Consider the following 23,300-nt stretch of genomic DNA (forward strand, 5'->3'; position numbering starts at 1 on the left):
AATGGCCTGAGCTTGTATCTGAGAGGCCTTGACGCTATAAACGACAAGCTGGTCTGAATAATGCGCTCGCTTATAGTCTGCACCTATTTCATCAAGGGTTTTCTCGAAAACAGAAACGGCTCTCTGACCGGCTGGTCCAGAAGAGATCAACCTGACCTTAAAGGAATCGCAATTGTCGGGGATTACAACGGTCGGCTCAAAGCGCTTAACAGCACTGATGCATGATATGGCTTGATCGTATTTTTCATAATCTGCGAATCGCGACGCAAGAGAGCGGGCTGAGTCGTCATCGGGAATCTGAAGAAGCAGCTCAGAGGAACCTCGCATCCCAACAACGCTGACGTTGTCACGAGCTCCGTTTTCAAGCATATCGATAACGCAAGATCGCTTTGATTTTGCCGTGTCTCTTCCATCAAGCTCGACTTCTACTACATGCGGAAGCTCTGGATTATGGGAGTCGAAGCTAACGGCAGCGGCAAAGCCAGTGTACAAATCCTCTGCGCGGGAAACTAAGGCATCGCCCTGCAAAACCCATTTCGGCTTGTCGCTGTTTCCGCCACCTTCAACGCGCAAGTTATCATCTGCTCTTTGCTCGAACCTTCTAATAGGCAAGAATTCCTTAGTCATTTTCAGCCTCCTTCTCCCTTACCGTCTTCGACACTTTCTGAATCTGCCTCATTGATAGCGAGGCTTTCTTTTCGATGTCATGCAGAGTGCATCCGCCTTTGATCAGAAACGCAATGTAGTCGTCCTCATCGCTGATGCCGTGGTTTCTCGTTAGGTAAGCTTCTTTCGCAAGCGTAATGACGTCGATCTTGTCATCTCCAGAAAGAGTCGCCGAGCAAAAAGCGTTCTTCACTATTGTGCTTAGGTCAGAAAAGCTGAGCCCCTCGAATAGGGGTAGGTTCTTCCTCTTCAAAGGCGCCGCCATCAATGGATCCACGTTTATCCGAATGTATTCGACGAGCTGATCTTCTCGCGGCATAGGGATTTCGACAACTTTATTGAACCTGCGCCAAACCGCCCTATCTAATAAATCTGGATGATTTGTGGCAGCAATCAAGATGCTTCCTTCGCCGAAGCTGTCAATATTTTGAAGTAGGCTATTAACGACGCGCTTTAATTCCCCGAGCTCGTTCTCGTCGTCCCGGCGCTTTGCCAAAACGTCAAACTCATCAAGGAACAGTACGCAGTCCTGCTTTGCAGCATATTCAAATATCTTTCTAATGTTCTTTGCAGTGCTGCCCAAGAGTGAAGAAACAAGCCCGTCAAGTCGAGCCGTTACCAACGGCAATCCTGTAGTTGCAGCTATATGCTTTGCGATACTGGTTTTTCCGCAACCAGGAGGTCCGTAGAGCAGTACATAATTGCGCGCATCGATTCCATGCTTGAGTAGTACCTCTCTCTTATCATACAACGCGACTATCGTCTCAACCTCATGCCTCACGCTGTCTGCAAGCACTAAATCGAGACTGCCAGGCAGGATAGTCTCCGTATCCACGATGTCCATCCGGCTTTCATGATCGACGGGTTTGTTTGACAGGCCGTCGAGTGAAGCCAGGTTGAATTTTTTGCCAGCTAAAGTCGTTCGGATTCTGCGCGCGAAACGGGCATCCCCTTCTTGCTCCAGATTGTCTGCAAGGGTTCTTGCGTAATTCAAAACTTTCGTTTTGTCGCCAGAAAGGCCGCCTTCGATGATTCTCATCACTTCGGTTTGCATCTTCTTCTCCACTTCAGCGAACGCGCTGTTCAATATGATTGCAAATTTTAGTCGATTATATACGCAATTTAGATGTTTGTATACGCATTATTACGTATATATACAAATATAGCGGTTCATAAACATAACAGCAAGTTATGATGTAATTGCATATTCCATGAACCTTGCATCCGGAAAGTTAGAGCAATTGATGCTGGAAATATGCATAGTAGCAAAGCGTGCGATTATTGGACTGCCTCATTCTTGCAGCCCACAGAGCACAGCAATCAACTACTCGCTTAGACGATGTATGAGGTTGCAAAGCGTTAAGCCGAAGTCAATTAGGAAGTCCTTCTGGGCATCACTTACTTCGGCTCTCTCTTTAAGCGATTCTTTGCTCGAATGCCTAAAGCACTGTACTTTATGTCGAAAGCTTTTGACGACTGCATCAGATACATAATCAAACGCTACTTCCGAATAATCTAACTGAATATATTGCCCATCGTCTTTAAGTAAATACTCTATAAGATTGCCTATCTCTTTAAGCTTCTCATCTTTTTCCATTTGCTCAAAACGCGCGTTTCGCGAAGAAATCAGTTCCATCTTTTTATTAAGCGTTTCACTGATAATCACAGATGACTCTTTATGCACAAAAGTCAGTTCGGAAACAATTTGTCGTCGCGTTGCATACCGGATCGTATTCCCCTCATTAAGACCAAGCGAGAATGCCCTATTCCTTATCTCACCGTAAACAAACGCGACGGGGTCTTTAGGAGGTCTGCTCAATACGTTCGGAAATTCCTTAATAGAATAACCGTGTATGTTCAGATAGTAAGCAACCAAATAAAACCAGCACTGACCCTCAACGGTTGACGGCTCACATTCAGGCTGGCATAAGCCCCGAAACTTTTCTATAGCTTCGTCTTCATCGAAAATATGAAACTGATAATTGCCGGCCTCACGCGCACCGTCAAAGACATTATGGGTGACATTAACATTCTCGACCAGAGAACGAAATTGATAGTAATAATCGTTCTCCTCTACGTTAGTAAGATAGTATTCCCGCAAATCGATCATATGCATAACCTTCCTGTAGAAACTTCGTTGAAATCCGCTATTCCTTTCCAACCAAAGACGTTTTCGGATACAGAACATAATGCGCATTTCCGACATGCGCGTTCTCGTACACACCCGATTTATGCCTTGAATAAATTACCCATCTAGCTGACTTCGGTACTATTCTCTTCACTAAGTCGATATAAGGCATATCGACCTCGGAAAAGCCAAAGCCCAACACTATTACCTCCTCAACAGCTGCCAGGGATTGAAACCACTGTAGGTTCAAAGCAATTAATGCAGGCACAGGCTTTGTTGTTTGGGAAATGAAGCTACACCTATACTCCTCAAGCTGATCCTCTTCGTAGTAGGGCTGAGGCGGAAGCATTCCTGCATCATCCACGTAAGCATGACCAATTACAAGCTTCTCATCATCGGTCCTACCATGAATATGAAGGACTTTCTTCGGGTTTGCTCCGTATGCTCTTTCGAGCGTGTCCGTATAGTTAAAGGTTAAATAGGCTGTATCTTGAGTATCAAAAACGATACCGTCATCATAGGCCGCAGACGTATCAATTTGCCTAGCCCATTCTTTGAATAGCATTTCGATTTTATTTGGATTGAACTGTTCACGAATAAGAGCCAAGTGAGCATTAAGCGCTGCGCTTTCTTGTTCCCATGCGTAATCTGAATCCTCGTCATAATCAATAACGTTAAAGACATTCCTTCTTAGGACGCCTGGCTCAAGATCACCCAAAGCAGCTTCGAACTCTTTCCAAAGCCCCTGCGGAAGGAGCTCTATCAGCAAATGAAATAACCATGGATCTTTTTGCTCAACATAGGATAAAAAATCCATGTAACCGCTCTTGATTCCATAGTGCAAGTCAAAGCCATTACCGATTATATATAAGCGCTTAACAGCTGATATCTTACTCATCTTAATCCTAGTTGGTAGAACAATACGATTCAAACACGGCGAATCGCCTAGATTAGAGCCTTGGGTTTTCCGTATGCCTTTATAAAACGCTGCTCTGCCTTTTTGTAAACCTCAACTAATGCGTCCTTCTCCTCTGCAATTTCCAAAACAACGATATGGGCGCACTCTTCGATCGGGAATATCTTTATTGGTAGTTCTCTGGCCGATTTCATATTCTCAATCAAAACCGATTCAAGCTCCGAATCGCTGTATCTGAGCTCATTTTGGCAGGTTTTAATATCGTTGAATATGCCTGGCCATAACGCGATTTGCGAGTTGTCGTAAGGGAAATAATACTTCGCATAATTCAGTAGTAGGTCAGGATAGAAGTCATTTCGCGCATCGTTTAAAACATAGTATGCGCTTACTGCCAGCTTATCCAACGCATCCTCAAACTGACCTTGTTCGATAAGAAAACTTGCATAAGTGTTGCAAGAGCTCCTGTAAGATTGATATTGCCCTTTTGATAGATAACCCTCGCATTGCTGGCTCAAGAATTCATGAATAACACTGAGGTATTCGTTTACAGGTTTTGAGCCAATTAGTCTTGCCAATGAATAGATGTCTAAATCGTATCTATCATGTCTATGGATATACAGCACATAGGCATTCTCTGCTACTTCATTTTTGCCAACTTCGGTCAATGCGAAATAACGATCAGGGCAGATACCAATCAATTCATCAGCGGGTATTTCCTCTTTAATCCTTGAAAGTAGCGCTTCTTTCTTTCCTGTCGTGGAAAGCCCGTGCGCCTTGAGTATTTCCTTTAAAACAGCCGCCTTCTCGTTCTGAAGTGAATCAAAAACATCGCCGACGCAGATGAAGCCGCGTTTTTCAAGCGATTCCAAAAGCTTATCGAGGTCTTTGACGCCGTATCTATACCACCAGAATCCCTGATATTTGTTACCTGACGTCTTAAACGAAGGCGCATACGACAACAAGAGAATTTCGTGAGGATATAACCCGTTCGGGGACGGCTTTAGCACCTTGATTTGCTGCGAAGCGGGAATTACATCAAGATTCGTTACTGGCGAAGAAGAGGACGTTGCGTTAATGGAAATATTCGGAATTGCGCCAGACGCTGCCTTGGCATCCCTAGATTTTTTGTTTCTCCCAAAAGAAAACAGTCCCATCGCATTTCCTCTCAACGCGCCTGATAGCTCATGCTGGCAGATGGTTAATGTCTGAATTACAATCTGCCGTCTGGAATGTCATTTCAATATGACAACTTCAATAATGTCTTTAATTATACGCCCGTCTAACAGCCTTTATCATGGGCAACACTGCAAGCAAATCAGCTCAAATCTATCGGTCGTTCGGGTTTGCGGCGGCCTGCGCAATAAGGGCAGTAAGTTTGGCTTGCGGCCGTACGCTGGTATACCGGCATATCGAAGACATGGCCGCACTCCAGCCCCTTCCACCACACTACTTTGCTTGCTGTAGGCAAAACCTCGCTTGGCTTAGCTCCATGGTTGAGGCGCGGATGCCACATATTTGCGATGATTGGGTTCACGGTTTGCAAATCATTAAACCCGGGCCAGCATTTCCTGTTGTTGCAATACGGGCAACCGGGATCGTGCTTCGGGTCCTGCGTGCGGTAGTTCACCTGCGTCGTCCACTCGTGACCTAGCTCGCATCGCCACCACAGGCTCTTGCAGGTGTTCGCCATGATCTCGGTTGCCTTCAGTCCGCCGTTCTTATCGGGATGAAGCTGGCGTGCGATCTTCGGATGCGTGGTCTTCAAATCGTTGAATCCCTTAAGCACATTGCGGTTGCTGCAATATGGGCATCCATTGTCGTCTTCACGCGTACGGTACGCTACGGCTTTGCGCCAAGAATGACCTTTCTCGCAAACCCACCAAGCGCGATAGCCGCTCCCGCATGGAACATCCTGCGCGGTCTTATCGCCGTTGCGCACCTTGTCCCATTGCGCTGCAATATCGGGATGGTTGCTTGCGAGGTCGTTATCTCCGACGACGACGCGGTAGTTGGAGCACACCGGGCAACCGTCGCCGTTGCTGCGCGCGACGACTTGGGCATCCCACACATGCCCGCACTCGCCATGCCACCAAACTCGCTTGGAGGAATTGAAGCGTATGTCCTTAGGGGTCAACTTGCCGTTTCTCTCGCCATCCCATTCTGCAACGAGCTCAGGATGCGCACTCGCCAAATCGTTGAGGCCACGAAGGAGTTTGCGGTTGGCGCAGTACGGGCAGCTGTCATCGATCCTCGGGTAGCGCGTTGCGATATCTTCTTTCCAGACATGCCCGCATTTCCCCTTCCACCAGATCTGCTTCTTGGACCAAACGGTAACATCTTCAAGGCGCAAGCCCTTGTTGAATGTCGGATGCCACTGCGCGGCGATGTCTGGGCGCTTATGGGCGAGGTCATTGATTTTAGGAACCACGAAACCCTGGCGTCCATGGCTGCACTTGGGGCACTTGCGCGAGGATTCCAGCGTGTTTCGCATGGATTCCTCCCACTCGAACCCGCACGTCGGGCAAAGCCACCAGATCTTCTTATGCGAACGGTCGGATACGCTGTTCGGCGTAAGCTCGCCGTTCTTCGTCGGATGCCACATGCCGAGCAAAGATGCATCCAGGCATTCCGTGGTGTTGAACCCGGGCAGTTGCTCGCCCCAGTTGCAGTAAACGCAGCCACCCTCGCGAAAGACGCGCGAGCGCACGCTCTCCTGCCAGGAATGACCGCACTCCTCGCTTTTCCACCAGACTATCCTGTTGCTTGCGCGAGTGACGTCGCCTGGGCCCAGCTCTGCATTCTTCTCGCTGTCCCATTCGGCCAAGATGTCCTCATGGTCGAACCTCTCGCACCACTCCAGAAACGAGCATCTCAGTCCGACGTCGCGCAGGTAGTACGTCCATTTCACGCTCGCCTGCCCGCCGCTTGGCCAAGGCTCGATATATTCAGGCCGCCCAATCTGCGCATCTTTCGCCTCAGCATCGGTGATCAACCGCTCGAACGGTTCGAGGACGTCTGCACACCCGTTTTCCCTAAGCCAGGAGCTCGGAGACTGACGCCAGATATGCGTCAGGCAGCCGGTCCACAGGTAAACCTGGTGACGGCTTGTAACCGATAGGCGGTCTGTATGGAAATGGCGGTTCTTAGACGAATGCCAGAGCTTCGCCAAGGCAGGGGCAAGCGTTGCGACGTCGTTGAATCCCGGCAGAACTTTCTGTCCCGAGCAATAAGGGCACAGCGCTCCTTTCGCAGAGCCCGTGCGAGCCGAAACGGAAGCGCGCCATTCGTGACCGCAGCTTCCCTCCCACCAGAAGATCTGCTTGAAGTCCGGAAACACATGATCAGGTCCGAAGGGGTTCCTATCGGACCATTCTGCGGCGATACCGGGGAAAAGCGCAGCAAGGCTATTGCGCTCGGGCACCAACGCGACGTTCGCGCATGCCAGGCAGTCATCGAACGAACGCTTGGTTCGTCTTGCCGGAGCCTCGTACCAGGAATAGCCGCAGTCGGGGCAGCGCCACCAAACCTTCTTCTCGCTCCTGCAGACGATGTCATGGGGACTCAAAGGAGCGTTTCTCTCGACATCCCACTGCAAAAGCAGCTTCTTGTGGCCGAAGGTGGCAGCGTATTCATCCAACGGCATGAACCTGTCGGGGCGAACGCCCGCCAAGCCCTCGAACGTCTCAAGGCCGTCTTCGCGGCGCTCATACGACGCGATGCACTGCTTCGGCTTGCGTGAGAATACCGTCACCTGAGTATCCGTCACCCGCACATCCACCCGCTCGGATGCGTATCTCTCGGGCACGCCGTAGTAGTTTCCGCGCACCTGCACGACACCATCGTATGAGACGCTGCACTTCTTCCAAGTTGCTGGCGTGTACGGAACGCTCGGCAGTGCCTGAAGCTCCGCCTGCTCCTCTGCCAAGAAGATCTGTCGCCTGCTTCGGCCTGCAGCATAGCTGAGCGGCCTATCGTTGTATAGCTGCACCAGACGCGCAATCGAATCGTTTAGCTGGTCGATCGATGTGAACGCCATGGCCTCGAGCGTGCCGATGATCGAGTTCGCCATGATCCGCACATGCCCCTCGACCGCACCTTTGTCAGTCGGTTGCGCTATGCGCGCGGGCAGCACGATCGTGTTGTAATGGTCGGCCAGGTCTTGGTAGTGGCGGTTGACCTCCTTATTCTTGCCATGGAACGTGACGCCGGTGGCAAGGTTGTCGATTGCAGTGTAGAGCGGTACGCCGCCGAAGAACTCGAACATGCGCATGTTGTGCTCAAGCCAGCTTTGCATGCCCATGTCTAGGCTTGCGCGCACGAACGTGTAGTTGCTGTACGGAAGCGTCGCAACGAAGAGGAATGCCGGGGTCACACGCCCATCGCGCCCGTGGATGGCTAGTTTTCTACCGGCCCAATCCAGTTGTACTTCCTCAGCGGCTACCCAGTTGACCAGCATCTTCGGGCGCGGATGCTCGCTTTTCAGCCACTCTCGCAGCTTCGCGCGGAAGGTCTTTTCCGCATATGGTTCCTCGTCCGCCTCGTTTGCATGTGCAAGATAGACCTCGTAGGCAGGCTGCCATTTCTCTGCACTGAGCTTGCCTTTGACCTCTTCGTCAATCCGAACGAAATCAGGCGGCTGCTTGCGGATCAGGTTCAGCGGATCCACCAGCTGCTCAAGCTCGTCATCTGAGAGCTGCGACGGCACCGACCAGCCGAGCCCAAGCTCAAGCGCACGGGTAGATATCGCATTGACCTTCGGTCCGCCGCACCCGCACAAAAAGCCCACCTTCTCGCAGGTGATGCCCGTCGAGCGCAGCTCTATGATCTCTCTGTACGGATAGCGCGCCATCAGAGACCCAGCCCGTCCATCGCCGAACGCACGCGCTCGACGCTTACCAAGCCGCCTTGCGCGAGCACCGCGCGGCATGCCTCGTCGAGGTTTACCGGATGCGGCTCCCGCGACAAGTCAAGGAGCTCCTTGCAGCGCTTGAACCCGGTCTGCTCTCGCTTCGCATCGCGCAGCATGAGTTTCATGACGCGCACGCAGCCGACGCCCACCTCGCGGGCGGTAGACAGGAAGCGATCATCCAATCTATTAGCGAACCAGCGGTGGTTCGGCGGCCTATGCTCAGGCAAGGTGACGACGTTATGCCCTCGCGCCTGGGCCAACTCTTCATGTACTGCGATGAGCTCGCCGCACGAGTAAGCCGATACACGGCCGCGCTCAAGGCAGACCTGGACGTCCGTTTCCACGTATTGCCAAGGCACGGAGTAACGTGCTCCCGCCATCGCGAAGTGGTAGTCGCCGCCTACGTGTCTGGTCGCCCATTTTCCATAGCCGTAAGCAACTTTCGGCAATTTCAAAAGCTGCGGCTTCTCGCGCTCATCGAATATCTGCCTGCGAGAACGGCCTTCTATGTAAGGCTCGTCGTTTGCCTGGGCGACTGCGCACGCAATCAGAGTCTCGGCCTCATCGAGGTTTACAAACGACTCACCTTTGAGGGCTTTCCTGACATGGCGAAGCACAGCAGAGGAATTGCGCACGTCTTGCGGCTTCGCCATGCGATTGGAGGTCTTCTCGGTTTTGGGCCTCGCCCCGAAGAGGACCGTCCTGAAGAAGTTCGCGAAAGCAGAGAGCGTCTGGCGCGTGGACTCGCCCGCATTTTGCATGGAAGCACCCACGAGCGTGCAGTCGGTGATATAGGGAACGCCTCCGAAATGGCGGTACGCCCGCTCCGCACAGCGCATCCATGCATCGCTGTTACATGAGCCGCTCAACGCCACGAACGTCCTGTCGCTCACCTCAAGCTGAGCCACGAACAAAAACCACCTTTTCTCAATGCCCTCGATCTTCAAGGTGATCTGCGACCAGTAAGTGCGCAGGTACTCGCCTGGGAACCACTCGGGGCTCTCCCCTTTGATGTTCTCGCGCTTCCACGCAAGCATTCCTGCGTAAAACGATTGGAAGGAATACGCCGTCACGCCGCTGCGCTGGCATGCCTGCAGGTACTCGGCATAGGCGTATTGGCGGCGGTACTTTCGCTGGGCGTCCATCTTCGAGACGAAATAGGCGTAATCAGGGCGTGCGCAGCGAAACCCCGGCTGCGCCTGGTGCAGGAACTCGGGAAGGGCCTTGTCCTGATTGGTATTTACAATGCCGCCAGCTTCGGGAGCCGCCTTGCCGTCAACGCCCCCTGCTATCTAAGTGTCTGCAGCCGCCTGGGATTGCTTTATGTAGCGGTACAGCGTCGCGCGGCTCAAGCCCGTCGCCTCGCAGATCTCGGATGTGCGGTACTGCCCGCTCGCATGCATCGCCAGCGCATCGCTTATCGCATCGGTATCCGCTTTCGGACGCCCGCCCGAATGGCCCGACGGAGCCTCGACGGAGGCGAGCAGCTTCACATGTTCGAGAAACCCCGCGCCGTCGCCTGTTGAGTCGACACCCTCATCAAGCGCAATGATCGACAGGTTCGCATCTTGGATAGCCATGAGGTTCGCTGCCACGGTCGACATCGACTTGCCTAGGGACTTGAGCGATTCGACGACCACGACGTCGCCCTCCTGCATGTTGCCCAGGAGGCTCTTGAGGCTTCCTTGATGAATCCGCTCGCAACCAGCACGTTCAAGACGCATCTCAGATTCCCTTGTTAAGGCCTTTTTGCCCGCATAGCCGACACGCATGACGTCAAATCCAACCTTTCGGGTTCGCATTAAAGTATGACGGAATTCTACCGCAAGGAGCTGCAACCGGTCGAAGGCATCAAAGGTTCGCCGCCGCTCAGAGCAATGAGACTGCCGAACTTCCCCTGTGCCCAGGAAAACCGCAGCAACTGACGAGCTGGACTGCCGGGTATGCGCGCATCTTCGATACCAAGCACCACGCAGCGAAGGCTCATCGATTCCCTCCCTCTCAAAGCCCCATGCAGGAATCAGCGCGAAGGCGGAGATGAAGGCACGATGCCCTCGCGAGCAGCCAAGTGATTCCCATGCGAGCCAAAGCGCCCAATCGAGACGCCATCGAAGACGCGGCAAGGGAACTACCACGTGCACATTACACCTTCACGTTGACGTTTCCAGATGGCGCACCTAAGACGACAGCACCCGCTGAGGCGACCTCTTGAACTCTGCAGGCTCATCGAGGACCCGGCTCTTCGCGCAAGGGCCGCAAAAACTTTTTGCCTGAATTTCCCAAGAACCATGATTCAAAAACTCAAGCGCTCCGCGTTTTGACTTTCTCCCTTGCACTTGGCCGGAACCCCGATGGCATGCGAGCCACAAGGTTCGCCCACAGGGGGCAAGCCGACAATCTTAGGAGGTCATCTTATGGAAACCACACTCAACGAAAAGGCAATGCGCGGCATCAACAGGTTCCTCGAGAACCGCGGCTTCGAGGTTCTCGCACAAGATTGGGCATATGGCTCCGATCACATGGACTTCGTAGCACGGGAGGACGACGAGCTCGTCTTCATCACCACCACCATTCGCACCGATGCCACCCACGGCATGGGGCCTGAGGAAATCGACCGAGACTCCGCAGAACGCGTGGCGCTTGCATGGCTCAAAGACCACGTCGAATCCCCCGAAGGCACCGTCCGCTTCGACGTCATCACGATGGTCATCCTGGGCGACCACAAGGCGCTCTTACGACATCACCGCAACTGCTTGGCTAGCGGCGACCTCCTCTAGCCACCTTCGCCCGGCCTGCCCGCAGCACCTTGCGGGCAGGTTGCGGCATTTACCCAGACAATGCGAACCCGAAAGGTTGGAAAACCATGAACGAGCCATACACCAGCGAAGGCAAGAAGGTCCTGAACTTCGAAGGCGCGGGAGCCGTGCCGCGCGGAGAATTGAGCAACTGCCGCATCCGCACCGCCTTCACCAACGACGCTGGCAAGCGCTTCTACCTCGAGATCATCGGATTCGAGCGCAAGGGCCACCCCTGGTTCGCAGCGAACTCGCCTGCAGGCTGGGTCCACGTCGGCCACATCGACTTCGCCTACGAGATCACCGACGGTGACGACGATGACTGCAACGCCCACCGATGCAGTTGCGAGCGCACCCGCTGCGTCAAGTACACCTACCAGGGAATCCTCGATTTCGTGAACGAGGAGTTCGGCTGCAGCTTCGACATGATCCGCGTCTGCGGGCTGCTCGACGGCTACCGCGTCTTCAACGACGAGAGCGGGCGCAAGGCCTACAACTTCGGCGACGAGTTCGCCTACTCCGACGAGGCGAGCTGCCGGGCGCTCTCCATCCGCCGCCATATCAGGGAGAAGGAGTCGAGCAGGGCAGCCGTCTGGAACGACGACGGCATCCTGCATGCCCGCTACTACTCGGGAGAGAAACGCGGCCAGCACTGGATCTACATGCTCGACCAGCCTTGCTGGAAAGACGGCATCCTCCTCAATCCCTAACCGCCCCCACGCAGGGGATGCAGCGTGCATCCCCTGAGATTTTTCCGGGGCTTCTCGCCCCGGACCCATCGGCAGAGGCGACGCCCCTGCACCCCGCATCTCGTTTCCACGTTTAGGTGAAAAGCACACCTTGCCATTAAAGCCTTGCATGGAACCTGCTCCTACTGGCAAGGGACGCGATGCTTTTCACGATTCTTTGCGCCCCGCAACAAACTTTGACCGTTATGCGCAAACACCGCTTCGCTATCAGGAAAACCACCGGCTCCCGCCTTCGCTTTACCCCTTGCCAAGGACCAGAACCCATGCACGCCCGTGCATGCGCACGGGCTTTTCGGCATTCATCAAGGTGCAGCTTGATTGAAGGGCGTCTGAATCAATTTCCATTCAAGGGCATTTGATTCGGCTTCGATCTTGCGCGGGGTATCCATTGCCCGCAGAAGTTGCCTTGTATTACGAGGGTATTGCAATCGCTGGGACACCGTGTCCCAGCCAACCGGCGCCGCAAGGACGCCAGAAGGAGGCTTTGACCATGGAAGTCTATGCAGTGAGCAATTACAAGGGCGGTGTCGGAAAGACAACGACCGCCGTCAACCTGGCGACCCTTTGGGCCGCACAGGGAAAGCGGACGCTGATCATCGATTTGGACCCGCAGGCGTCCGCAACCGATTTCTTCGGCTTGTACGAGAAAGCCGAGGCGACCGAGCGCAGCAGCATCGGGATGCTCTATTCAGACATGCCCGTGGAGCAGGCTGCGCACAAAACCGGGATCGACAACCTCGACTGCGTGCCGTCCACCATCGAGCTCATCGACCAAAACGAGCTCGTGCTGCGCGAGCAGAGGCTCAAGTTCGCACTCGACGATGCACAAGAAGACTACGACGCCGTGGTCATCGACTGCTCGCCGAACATGAAGCGGCTTGCCTTCAACGCCTACCTTGCCTGCGCCGGACGCGGAAGCGTCATCGTGCCGGTGAAGCTCGATGCGACCGTCATGCGCGGAACCGCGCTCACAGTATCGGCCATCCGCTCTATTGCCAACGCGCTGCGCATGCCGGTTCCCGACTACCGCATCCTGCGCACCATCGTGCCCGGGCGCATGACCAACGCCGAGAAGACCGGAGCCGCCGTGCTCGACAAGTTCTTCCCCAACGAGCAGCTGGAAACCGTCATCCACCAATCGACAAAGGTGGCAGAGGGCAGCTGGCAATGGCAGGCGGTAACCACGTTCGAGCCGTCGAGCAGGCCCGCAAAGGACTACGCCGCGCTCGCGCGCGAGCTTGAAACCATCACCGCTCGTGAAAGGAGCTAGGACCATGAACATGCAAGAGTATTTGGAGGAATGCAAGCAGGTAGACGTCGCCAACGTCGACCCCGACACGCTGCGCGATTTGGGCGACGTGGTAATCGACTCAACGCTCGACGACGACGCGCGCCTTATGAGCTTCATCGAGCAGATCGGCAACCCGTACTGCTACAAGTCCGACGGGCTCATAGTGAAGCTCTCGTTTGCCAACGAATGCTCGCTTGAGGACGCGCTCGCCCACTACATCACCATGAGCTCCCTCGATGACGTTAAGGAAGGCGATGCAGCATGAGCAACGCAGACCAGATCGCGAAGGGCTTCTCCATCAGCGGCCTTTTAGACGAGCGCGCGCAGGTGCGCGAGCGCTACCCCATCGAAGAGGTGGAAGTGTCTGCCGTGGCAGACAGCCCCGCAAACATCGCCTACTCCATGGATGCAGACGCCATAGCGCGCCTTGCCGCATCGATCGAGCGCGAGGGGCTCACCGACATCCCGCTCGCCCGTCGCCTTGATGACGGCAGCATCGAGATGATCAGCGGCCACCGGCGCAAGGCGGCATTCGCCCTTCTGTCGAAACGCGATAAGAGGTTTTCCAAGATGCCATGCCGCATCATGGACGGCATCGACGACAAGCAGGCGGAGGTTCTTCTTCATACCGCGAACTACCACAACAGGCAGCTAAGCGTGATGGAGCGCGCGGCGGCATCCGCTGCACTCGGCGAGGAAGTCGAGCGTTTGCGCGAGGACAACCCAGAGCTTGCAGGCGTTCGCAGCGAGGACATCAAAGCCGCGATCATCACCGAGCAGACCGGAAAGAAAATCTCGGGCAAGACCATCCAACGCCAGGAGTCACGCGCCCGTAAGGCTTCGACTCTGGCCCCTCAATGGCAGGCTGAAATCGAGCGCTCGGGAGTTCCCGACAAGGCAATCGATGTGCTCGCGAAGATGGATGAGGACAAGCAACGCCGCGCTTTCGAAGCCTTCGAAGAGGAGCAACCAGACGCCAAATCCACGGTCGCTTTCCTCAAGAATTTCGAGCGCTCCCCAGAGGCCGAGGCAGACTCGCGGCTCGTGAAAGCGCGTGCATACCTCGATGCATTCACTGCCGCAAAGCGCACCTTGACCAACGCGGACAAGGAGGTGATTTCCGACATAGCGCGTCTTGCAAGCCAACTTACCTCGGTTGGCTGATGCGTCAGGGAGTCCGGCTCGGAGCCTGGACTCCCTCTCTAAGCAAGCTACCTATTACGTAATACATACGTAATACAGCGCTTGTTTTCGGGCTTGCACGGCAGCTTTCAGCCGCCGTCAAGGCATGCGCGCCATGGGTGTCACCCAAAGCGCGCATGCATCCGAAAAGCAGCCCGCACGTCCAGCACCGCATGGATGCGGCGCGGGCCTGACGGTCTGCAATACGGGGGATTCCCCGTGCCCCTTACAACCACAAGAAGCGCCGAACGCAATGCGCTTTTTTCGGCACCTGAAAGAAAGGAACTACCATGTCCTATCAATACACCTACTCCTGCCGTCTCGACGCCGATGACAAGTCTCGGTTCTACGATGGCGCGAAGCGCTTCGACCTCTCCCCATCTGAATACCTGCGCTACTTGATCTGCCTCCCAAACGAGTTTCATGACGGCGAGATTAACGGTCCCGTCGTAGTACTCGACCGCAAGTCCGTCTCAGGTATCCGTCGCGAGATTGTCCGCTGGGGCCATCACTACAATCAGGCTGTGCATGCGCTCAACACCTTGGCGCTTGCAACCCGCAAGCGCGGCGAGCTCGACATCGAGTACTTCACCGTCACCCTCGACAAGATCTCGGAGAAACTCGACATCGTCGAAGTCGGACGCCAGGATGTGACCGCAGCGCTCACGGAACTCGTTTCCTTGCCCAAGGTTGGCGACTAGCCATGCCGGTGCTTAAACCAATCGCCGGGCATACGTCAGTTAAAGGCGTGCGCGACTATCTAATCCACGATGGTCGCGCACTCGCCCAGGATTTCTTGAATATGTCGTGGGACGACCTCGAGATGGAATCTGCAGAAGAGGGTTTCAAGGAAACGTTCGATTGGGCTGATGAGATGGATACAACGCGCGAAGCTTTCGGTAATAATGAGAGCTGGCATGGCCTGCGGGCGCGCACCTACATGCACTACGTCTTGTCGCCAGACCCGGAAGACAGGGTTTCTCTGGAGCAGCTGCGCAATCTGTCAAAGGCATGGGCGCATGAGAACTTCCCCCACCACGAGGTTGCCATCGTCTACCACGAGGACAACGAGTCGGCCATCCCGCATGCCCATATCGTCGTGAACAACACCGACATCGAGTCCGGTTATCGGCTGCAGGTGCCGAAGCCTCGCGTGCTCTACAAATCGCTTCAGAACCTTGCCAAGGAAAGGGGCCTGTCTTTCTTTGCCGACGAGAAGCCGATGGATGCGCCCAACGACGGATTCGCCGCCTTCTCGGCAAAGCGGAGCTCACGCGTAACCCAGCCGCGCAGCAGGCAGGAAGTCTATATGCGCCGCGCAGAAGCCGAGCTTTCCGACAAAGGCGAGTACTCCTGGGTGGCAGACATCCGCAGCCGCGTGGAAGTTGCGCGCAGCCTCGCCTCAAGCATCGGTGAGTTCCAGCAGATTGCGTCGATTCTGGGCATCGAGGTTCAACCCAACTCAGCCAAAGCAAAAAGGCCCGATTGGATATTCGTCATCGCAGAGCATCCCACCTGGAAGATCTCCGGCGAGAACCTTGGACTCTCCTATGGAAGGACAGCTCTTGAGGCCAGATTCGCGCGTGCTGAAGTTGGTGTGACGGAAGTTGACCGGGCGAAGTCCATCCTCGGCCAGGCAATGGACTTCATTGAAATCGAGGACTACGAGCAGCTCACCGTGATTGCGCGTGCCGTAGGCGTCAACTCAAGGTTCGGCATCACGTGCCTCGATGACTATCAAAGGCGCATCGAAAGCATCGAAGCGAAGCTCGAATCAGCGGAATCGCCTGCGCAGACAGCCAAGTTGTCGTGCTCCCTGAATGCATTGGAGTCGGCGCGGCAGGTCAGCCTTGAAAAGGGGCTGCTTCCCGAACACAGGCCAACAAGCGCTAGAAAGCAAGATGATGAAGACGACGAGCGTCGTTATGGCAATGAGGTCAACAGACGCACGCGCAACCGCGCCCAGAGCGCACTCGCACGCGTTGAGCGCAACAAGCACAGGTAGGAGTAAAGATGAACATACAGATCTTTTACGACAACGGGCGAATAGACGAGTTCGATACCGAGAACTTTACGCTGCCCCAGCCCTACGAGGGAGCGAACATGCTCACCAATTTCGAGGTGCGCTTCGACAAGCTGGGAACCGAAAGTCTTTGGCTTCATGCGCACTACTACGATGCCAATCCTGCCTATCTTCAGGAAACCCCACCAGGCGAAGTCCCGGTTGCGCGCAGGAAGATGGGCTGGAGGTTCCTGCTTGTTGATCATCGCGAGATCGACCAGGTGGCTCGCATCGTCGTCGATGGTGAGAACGCAGGCTGGCGGCAAGGCGGCATGTTCGTCAACGGCATCCGCTTCACGCAGACCGCACGCGTCTGCTGCCCTCTCAAGGATTCGGCTTCGCTTAACGCTCGCGCCGTGGCCCTGCATGACTATCTAGCTAAAGCACACAAGGAGCTTACCGGAGACGAGGAGGCACTCTGCTCGATGTTCGGGTTCAGCGCCCAGGCATATATGAACGTTTGTCGCGAGGAAGCAGCACAACCCAAAAAGGACCAAGCTGCGCAAGATGACAAACCAAAAGAACAGGACAAGAGCTGGATTGACCAAGTGAAGGAGGAGAAGGGGAAATGAGAATCGTACTAGGTTTCTTCAAGTGGCTATTCAAAGCCGTTTTTCGCATCTTTATGTAAGGAGATATGACACCATGAAGATTAAAGATAAATGCGTTGCAGCCAAGACGTATGTTTTGAAGCATAAGAAAGCTAGCATCGGCATAATTGCCGGAGCGAGCATTGTGTTGCTGATAGTACTTGTGCTTTGCCTTTGCAATTGCTCGGGCAATAACGAAGCTGCAGGAAACATCACCGACCAAGATCCTATAGGCGATATCACGTTTGCTCTTGGCTTCAACAAAGATGGCAACCAGGAAGAGGCCACATCGGACAATTCTGAAGAAAACGTTTCTGATGGCGAGGTTTCAAACGAGCAAACAAATTCGAATAATGCACCTCAAGAAGGACAGCAAGCACAGCAAAGCCCTGAAACGGCTTCTGAGACTCCTAAATCCTCAGCAGGTAATACAACCACCGACAACGGCAGTGATTCTTCGCAATCAACCCCTCCAGCTGCGCAAGAACCTGCCAAGAAATGGGTTGTGGATTACAAGAAAGTTTGGGTTGAGGATTCAGCAGCCTGGACCGAATCACTGCCGATTTATGGGCGCGAGGAAATAAGCGTCTGCAACATCTGCGGAGCCACAATTACAGGTAATGAATCAGTGCATGGCAAAGCGCATATGCTTGCGGGTGAAGGGTCTGGCCATCACACCGAAACAACCAAGGTGATAACTGGCTACGACTCCGTATATCACGAGGCAACAGGCCATTATGAAACCGTCGAAAACGGTGGCCACTGGGAATAATATATAGAAACGCAGCCGATTCTCTCTGTTGGAGGATCGGCTGCGCATAGGTTTAAGCATGAAGAAATTTGGATATTACTGGCTTTCCAAAACACTGAACCACATATAAGAAGGAATCCTTAATCCAGCTTCAGTCTGAGCGAATGCCTTAGGGTGTACGATGTATGACTGCCCTACACGCTTATTAAAACGCTTCTTAAAACTATCGTAGGAACTTGTGGTGTAGTTCGTGGAGGATTTAACCTCAACGGGATCAATCTTGAAATTCGTTACTCCCCCAGATGACAACAAGAAGTCTACCTCAATATCGTTCCGGTGCTTTTCTTCGGAATAATGCGTATAGAAGAACAGCTTTCGACCAGAGGCTACCGTAGCCTGAGCAATCAGGTTTTCGTGCAACATGCCTTCGTTCAAGGATAAATTGCCGGCCAGAATCTTTCGATACAGTTCCTGCGAGCTTATCTCGTTTTCTGAAAAGGCAAGGCTTACCAACAGCCCCGTATCTGCCATATAGCACTTAACGCTCGAATCATCCAAGGTTAAAGCGAGCCCGGTATTCGGGTTCGTGCTCTTAAAGCAAAGGTTGCACATCATGGAATCTTCAAGCCAGAATAAAGGATCGTCATAACGGTTGAATTCACCGTTGTCGTCAATTTTGCTTAAAACGATTTTCTTATCATGCGTGGAAAGGTAGCCAGGGATATATTCGAAAAGCGCAGAGACTTTTGAACGATATTGTTGCGCAATCTTGTTAATATCCTCGCGATACAAGCCAAGAATCTGGCGCTTAGCGCGGTCGGCGGCTTCGAAGTCAAGGTTACCTTCAAAGTATGCCACTACGCTTTGCGGCATACCACCTACCAGCATATACTCACGCACCAGATGCGTTGCTCGTTTATGAAAGCGATCAATCAGAGGTTGTTTTTGCTTATAGCATTCGCGAATATAATCAAGTAATTGCTCTTCTTGGGCAGCTAGAAGAAACTCAGGGAATGTAAGAGGATGCATCTTGAGCTTCTCCTCTTCAGACGGGATGACGATGTTTTTAACATTTTCATGAATCGATATCAATGAGCCCGTTTCAAGGTAATCATAGCGACCATCGGCAACAAGATATTTAATTGCCTGACGTGCTTGTGGAAACATCTGAACCTCATCAAAGATGATGAGTGATTCCCGCTCGTAGAGCTTGACCCCATATTCGATGGAAATCGTTTGGAAGAACCTATCGAGGTCCAATAGGTTTTCACTAAAGTTATCTTTGATCGTTTTTGAGGCGAGGGCAAAGTCGACCAAGGCAAAGGACTTGTAATTTTCTTGACCGAATTTCTTTGCAATCGTAGATTTACCAATACGACGTGCGCCTTCTATCAATAATGCAGTTGAACCGCTTGAACGGGATTTCCACTCGAGCAATTTACTGTAAATGCTTCTCTGAAGTTCCATATCTACTCCTATGCAGCAATACTAATTCAGCAGTGCGCAAAGTATTATATCGCAATATTGCGGAAGTGCGCAAAGTACGACATAGCCAAATTTGCGGCAGTGCGCAGGGTGTGCCAAACGCAAAAGGCCGTAGCCTGGCGCTTGCGCGCTGGGCCACGGCCTCATTGTTTGACTAGCGCAAGGCTAGTCGATGCCTAACTCCCGTTCTTGCTGGGAGACAGCACCCGATACTTTGCAGCAGCAGAAAGCCAAAAGCATCGAAAGAGATATCAAAACGCCAGCTATGAAGAGAATCATTCCTCATCCTCCCCTAGTTCTTCAGCGCTATGAGCACGTTTACGCTTCAGAGCATAAATACCGCTCCCAAGAGCAGTAGATCCAGCCAAAGCAGCCATCATCACGAGCAATGCTGGGAAGGTATCGCCAGTCTTTGGCGGCTTGGAAGGATTCCCTGGATTTCCAGGAGTATCCGGCGTTGCCTTATCCTTCATTTCAACCTTCTGGATATCACCCGTAGCCTCGACGGTGAATCGCACGTCTTCTGCTACCTCGTAGCCTTCAGGCGCGGTGGTTTCGCGCAGAGTGTAATCACCTGGCTCCAAGCCATTGATACGATGCACTTCGCCGTTAGTTACCCATTCGGCAATAACCTTGTCGTTCGTATCGATGATCTGAAGATGCGCGCCAGGCAATTCCTCACCCGTAGCGACATCAGCCTTCGAGATATCTACCTTAGTGTAATCGTCCTTCATTTCAACAGCCTGCACTTCACCGGTTTCCTCGACCGTGAAGTCGATTGAGTTGGTAACCATGTAACCTTCAGGAGCAATGGTCTCGGTCAAGGTGTAGTCACCAGGCTCAATGCCGATGATGCGATGAGCCTCTTCGGTGGATACCCATTCCTCGATGATGTTGCCGTCCTTGTCAGTCACTACAAGCGTAGCGCCTGGAAGTTCGGCACCTGTGGTCAGGTCAACCTTCGTAATATCGAGAATTGTTGGCGTGTTTTCGAAAGTAAGCTCAAGCGTATCGCTGAACTGAGCACCTTCAACATCCAATCCAATGAAGCCCTGGTCGTCTACCTTAAACGCTACAGGTTCGGTACCTTCTGGTACGAAGTAGCCCTCAGGAGCATCGGTTTCTTCAATCATGTACTTGCCATGAGGCAGGTAAGACACGTCGGCCGTGCCGTCAGCACCCGTGGTTACATCAGTTTCATAAGCCACAGAGAAGCCTGGATCGATGTCGTCAACAACTGCGCCTTCGACTACCTGCCAGATATGGAAGGTAGCGCCTTCCAGGGCCTTCGATGCATCAGTGCTATCAACCTTCAAAAGCTTACACGTGGTAGGCATATCAACCGCATCAAGTGCTTCGACAACGATTGGCACCAACTGGCCCTGACTTACGATATTCAAGTGATGCTCTTCGGTATCGAGTGCCCAGCCCTCAGGACTCTTAGTTTCGTATGCCACATAGTTGCCAAGATAGAGGCCTTCGATGGAAGCCTTGCCTTCCTTATCAGTGGTTACATAGCCCACGATCTCGCCATCAGCAAAGCGAACGGTGCCGTCACCAGTTACGACGTTACCTTCGGCCTTGATGCAGTATTCAGCGCCTTCAACTGGAAGCGTGGTAACGCCATCGGTCTTTACAAGCTGAATCTCAGCACGAATTGGCGCATCAGCATAAGTGATGGTGATTGGATCGTCCCACGTGCGGTATTCGTCAACCGTAAACTCGATATCCTCATCACCCAATACATAGCCTTCAGGTGCCTGAACCTCATGCAAATAGTACGTGCCCTCATCGAGCTTCATAGGAAGCGTGCACTTGCCGGTAGAGAGCGTCGTCCATGTATCGATTACCTTATCTGCGTAATGGTCGGTATAGGTAACAAGGTTGCCGTCTGCATCCAACAGTTGGAAGGAGCATGGCAGCGGAATGGTCTTGCCCGTAGTGGAGTCAACCTTCTGAATAGTCAAAGGTGTCTGCGGGATATGGTTTGCAACGATCTGAACCAAATCATACTGCTGCTCATCAGAGATGGTGATTTTCCAATCATCTACGCCAATGAGCTTGATGCCATAGGTATCCTTGATGTGTTGCGCAACACTGTCGGGAATCACTTCATGCACGGTGTAGTTGCCGTAAGCAAGAGCTCCCGTCCAACCGCTTTGGCGATGATCCTTCGTGGTTGCAAAGCCGTTTTCGTCGGTAGTGATGGTGGTTACCACATCACCTGGCTGCACCAGCGCACCCGTATCAGGAGATACGACAGCCTCAGCATTGTCATTGATGATCTGGAACTGGACGCCTTCGATTGCGATGCGCGTAAGCTCCTGATCTTCCTCATCATTGTTGGTGGGAACTTCCTTCATCAAGCGATAGTCGCCACGCTCGACGGTATCAGGTGCAGTTGGCGAATTGTACGTGTAAACGCTTTCGCCCTTAGCGCCGCTATCGGTGATCTGAACGACAAAGGTTTTAGGAGTGCCGTGGTTGCCATCATCGAGGTTGTAGCCTTCAGGGGCCTTGGTCTCGGTGATGAGCGCGGTACCCAAAGGAAGGCATGCCGTGGTGCCGTTCTGCTGGTGGTAAAGGTCTCCGCCAGACACCTTATACTCGTCTGCATAGTAAGCAAAACCATCCTCGTCAGTTGCGAAGACCCATGTGTTGCTTGCGTTACCTGATGCACGAGCAGCGTCTGCGCTTGAATAGAAGCCATCGAAATATTCGACAGTGAACTCAGCGTTAACGAGCTTTGCCGCACCTTCTGGCTTGTTTGCATTGGTGGTTGCGTTTACCTTACCCACCAACATGCCAACAGGGTCAGAATGAGGCGTGTCGTAAACAATGCCGCCATTTACAGGCGTAGTCTCGTCGCTCTTAACAGTAACGGTATAGATAGTGTCATCCAGGTCCATACCTTCAGAAGGCTCACGTTCCTGAACATAGTACGTAGCAGGTTCGAGCTCATCCGCCTTTGCATAACCGTTCTTATCGGTAGTAAGAGTCTTCTTCAGATTCTTGCAAGCAGAATCGGTGTAGACGCCATAAACGGCACCTTCCAGCGAATAGCAATCGTTGTTCTTGCTTACGTTTTCGTTGGAAGACTTCTTGATCAGATCAAGTGCACCGTAGGGCGTGTACTTAAAAGACAAGATAAGCTGCGTGCCTTCGCCGGTATAGAGCATGTAAGCGTCGAAGTTGTTAGGGACTTCACCCATACGTGCAGCGATCTGACGACCAGTAGCATTGCCATTGATCATCGAACCATCCGAACCAAAGCCAATGACATTCTTGCGCACCCAGCTACTGAAGTCTTCAGAGCAGCCATAGAGCGCATAATCGCCATTGCTTGAGAAGGTATCGGACAGCAGGATATGAGCCAATGCGGCATAGCGTGCGCTTGTCATCTCGCCACCGTCAAACCACGTACTTGGCCACATGGACTTATCGAATCCTGGGCTGCCGTAGCTAAACCATAAGTCAGCAACCGTCTCAGCACTGCGCCCACTTGATGCATTAACCGCATGCTTGGTGTAGTTGCCGCTTGAAGGTGTTGCGGCAGACGGATTGCCACAATAAGCCATCTCGCCATCAGCATGCATCCAACTTGTCATATAGCCGCCGTAATAGATTGCGCCACCAATCTCAAGATCAGCGCTATCGGCTGCATAGGCATCCTTGATAGGCGACGCCAAACCCGTTGCAACCGTGCTCAGGACAAGGACGAGCGCTAGGAAAGCGCGCAGGAACCTGCCCTGCGCGCCGGATTGAATCTTCTCCAT

The 23,300-nt window shown here is 53.2% G+C and carries 19 protein-coding genes; 9 read left to right on the forward strand and 10 right to left on the reverse strand.

Annotation, left to right across the window (positions count from 1 at the left end):
* The 8 genes from RR842_RS03355 to RR842_RS03390 all read right to left on the reverse strand — a co-directional run.
* Positions 1-627: hypothetical protein (locus RR842_RS03355; RefSeq protein WP_332728976.1), on the reverse strand; the 627-nt coding region annotated here is incomplete at its 3' end.
* Positions 620-1,720 carry an ATP-binding protein gene (locus RR842_RS03360; RefSeq protein ID WP_270245507.1) on the reverse strand — a complete coding sequence of 367 codons (1,101 nt, stop codon included), beginning with the start codon at positions 1,718-1,720 and terminating at the stop codon, positions 620-622. The genes RR842_RS03355 and RR842_RS03360, both read right to left, overlap by 8 nt.
* Positions 1,721-1,990: 270 nt before the next feature.
* Positions 1,991-2,776: a hypothetical protein gene (locus RR842_RS03365; protein ID WP_216529897.1), complete on the reverse strand. Its 786-nt coding sequence runs from the start codon at positions 2,774-2,776 to the stop codon at positions 1,991-1,993.
* Between the two features lie 37 nt (positions 2,777-2,813).
* Positions 2,814-3,692, reverse strand: a complete 879-nt coding sequence (locus RR842_RS03370) for a bacteriophage abortive infection AbiH family protein (protein ID WP_216529898.1) — start codon at positions 3,690-3,692, stop codon at positions 2,814-2,816.
* A 47-nt stretch (positions 3,693-3,739) separates the two neighbouring features.
* Positions 3,740-4,864: an SAP domain-containing protein gene (locus tag RR842_RS03375; protein ID WP_216529899.1), complete on the reverse strand. Its 1,125-nt coding sequence runs from the start codon at positions 4,862-4,864 to the stop codon at positions 3,740-3,742.
* Between the two features lie 161 nt (positions 4,865-5,025).
* Entirely contained in the window at positions 5,026-8,559 is a 3,534-nt protein-coding gene (istA, locus tag RR842_RS03380) for an IS21 family transposase (protein ID WP_332728977.1), read from the reverse strand.
* Positions 8,559-9,764, reverse strand: a complete 1,206-nt coding sequence (locus tag RR842_RS03385) for a hypothetical protein (protein ID WP_332728979.1) — start codon at positions 9,762-9,764, stop codon at positions 8,559-8,561. Before RR842_RS03385 ends, istA begins: the two co-directional genes overlap by 1 nt.
* 147 nt (positions 9,765-9,911) lie before the next feature.
* Positions 9,912-10,343: a helix-turn-helix domain-containing protein gene (locus RR842_RS03390; RefSeq protein WP_332728980.1), complete on the reverse strand. Its 432-nt coding sequence runs from the start codon at positions 10,341-10,343 to the stop codon at positions 9,912-9,914.
* A 690-nt stretch (positions 10,344-11,033) separates the two neighbouring features.
* Between RR842_RS03390 and RR842_RS03395 the strand changes: the two genes are divergently transcribed.
* From RR842_RS03395 to RR842_RS03435, 9 genes are all read left to right on the forward strand, one after another.
* Positions 11,034-11,396, forward strand: coding sequence for a YraN family protein (locus RR842_RS03395; protein WP_270245515.1), 363 nt, complete (start codon positions 11,034-11,036; stop codon positions 11,394-11,396).
* An 86-nt stretch (positions 11,397-11,482) separates the two neighbouring features.
* Positions 11,483-12,124, forward strand: coding sequence for a hypothetical protein (locus RR842_RS03400; RefSeq protein ID WP_270245516.1), 642 nt, complete (start codon positions 11,483-11,485; stop codon positions 12,122-12,124).
* Between the two features lie 529 nt (positions 12,125-12,653).
* Positions 12,654-13,433: a ParA family protein gene (locus RR842_RS03405; protein ID WP_270245517.1), complete on the forward strand. Its 780-nt coding sequence runs from the start codon at positions 12,654-12,656 to the stop codon at positions 13,431-13,433.
* Positions 13,434-13,437: 4 nt separating this feature from the next.
* The gene (locus RR842_RS03410; protein ID WP_270245519.1) at positions 13,438-13,719 is read left to right on the forward strand and encodes a DUF6870 family protein; all 282 of its coding nucleotides are present in this window, start codon (positions 13,438-13,440) and stop codon (positions 13,717-13,719) included.
* The gene (locus tag RR842_RS03415; RefSeq protein WP_270245521.1) at positions 13,716-14,618 is read left to right on the forward strand and encodes a ParB N-terminal domain-containing protein; all 903 of its coding nucleotides are present in this window, start codon (positions 13,716-13,718) and stop codon (positions 14,616-14,618) included. Before RR842_RS03410 ends, RR842_RS03415 begins: the two co-directional genes overlap by 4 nt.
* Positions 14,619-14,926: 308 nt before the next feature.
* The gene (locus tag RR842_RS03420; RefSeq protein ID WP_270245522.1) at positions 14,927-15,337 is read left to right on the forward strand and encodes a hypothetical protein; all 411 of its coding nucleotides are present in this window, start codon (positions 14,927-14,929) and stop codon (positions 15,335-15,337) included.
* A 2-nt stretch (positions 15,338-15,339) separates the two neighbouring features.
* On the forward strand, positions 15,340-16,641 hold the full coding sequence (locus RR842_RS03425) for a relaxase/mobilization nuclease domain-containing protein (protein ID WP_332728981.1): 1,302 nt from the start codon (positions 15,340-15,342) through the stop codon (positions 16,639-16,641).
* 8 nt (positions 16,642-16,649) lie between these two features.
* Entirely contained in the window at positions 16,650-17,270 is a 621-nt protein-coding gene (locus RR842_RS03430) for a hypothetical protein (protein ID WP_270245525.1), read from the forward strand.
* Between the two features lie 73 nt (positions 17,271-17,343).
* The gene (locus RR842_RS03435; RefSeq protein ID WP_216529911.1) at positions 17,344-18,060 is read left to right on the forward strand and encodes a hypothetical protein; all 717 of its coding nucleotides are present in this window, start codon (positions 17,344-17,346) and stop codon (positions 18,058-18,060) included.
* A gap of 75 nt (positions 18,061-18,135) precedes the next feature.
* Here RR842_RS03435 and RR842_RS03440 read toward each other — a convergent pair whose 3' ends face one another.
* On the reverse strand, positions 18,136-19,506 hold the full coding sequence (locus RR842_RS03440) for an AAA family ATPase (protein WP_216529912.1): 1,371 nt from the start codon (positions 19,504-19,506) through the stop codon (positions 18,136-18,138).
* A gap of 293 nt (positions 19,507-19,799) precedes the next feature.
* Positions 19,800-23,300 (reverse strand): SpaA isopeptide-forming pilin-related protein, encoded by a 3,501-nt coding sequence (locus RR842_RS03445; RefSeq protein ID WP_216529913.1) that lies wholly within the window; start codon positions 23,298-23,300, stop codon positions 19,800-19,802.

It is taken from the genome of Gordonibacter sp., assembly GCF_036667095.1.
Classification (GTDB): domain Bacteria; phylum Actinomycetota; class Coriobacteriia; order Coriobacteriales; family Eggerthellaceae; genus Gordonibacter.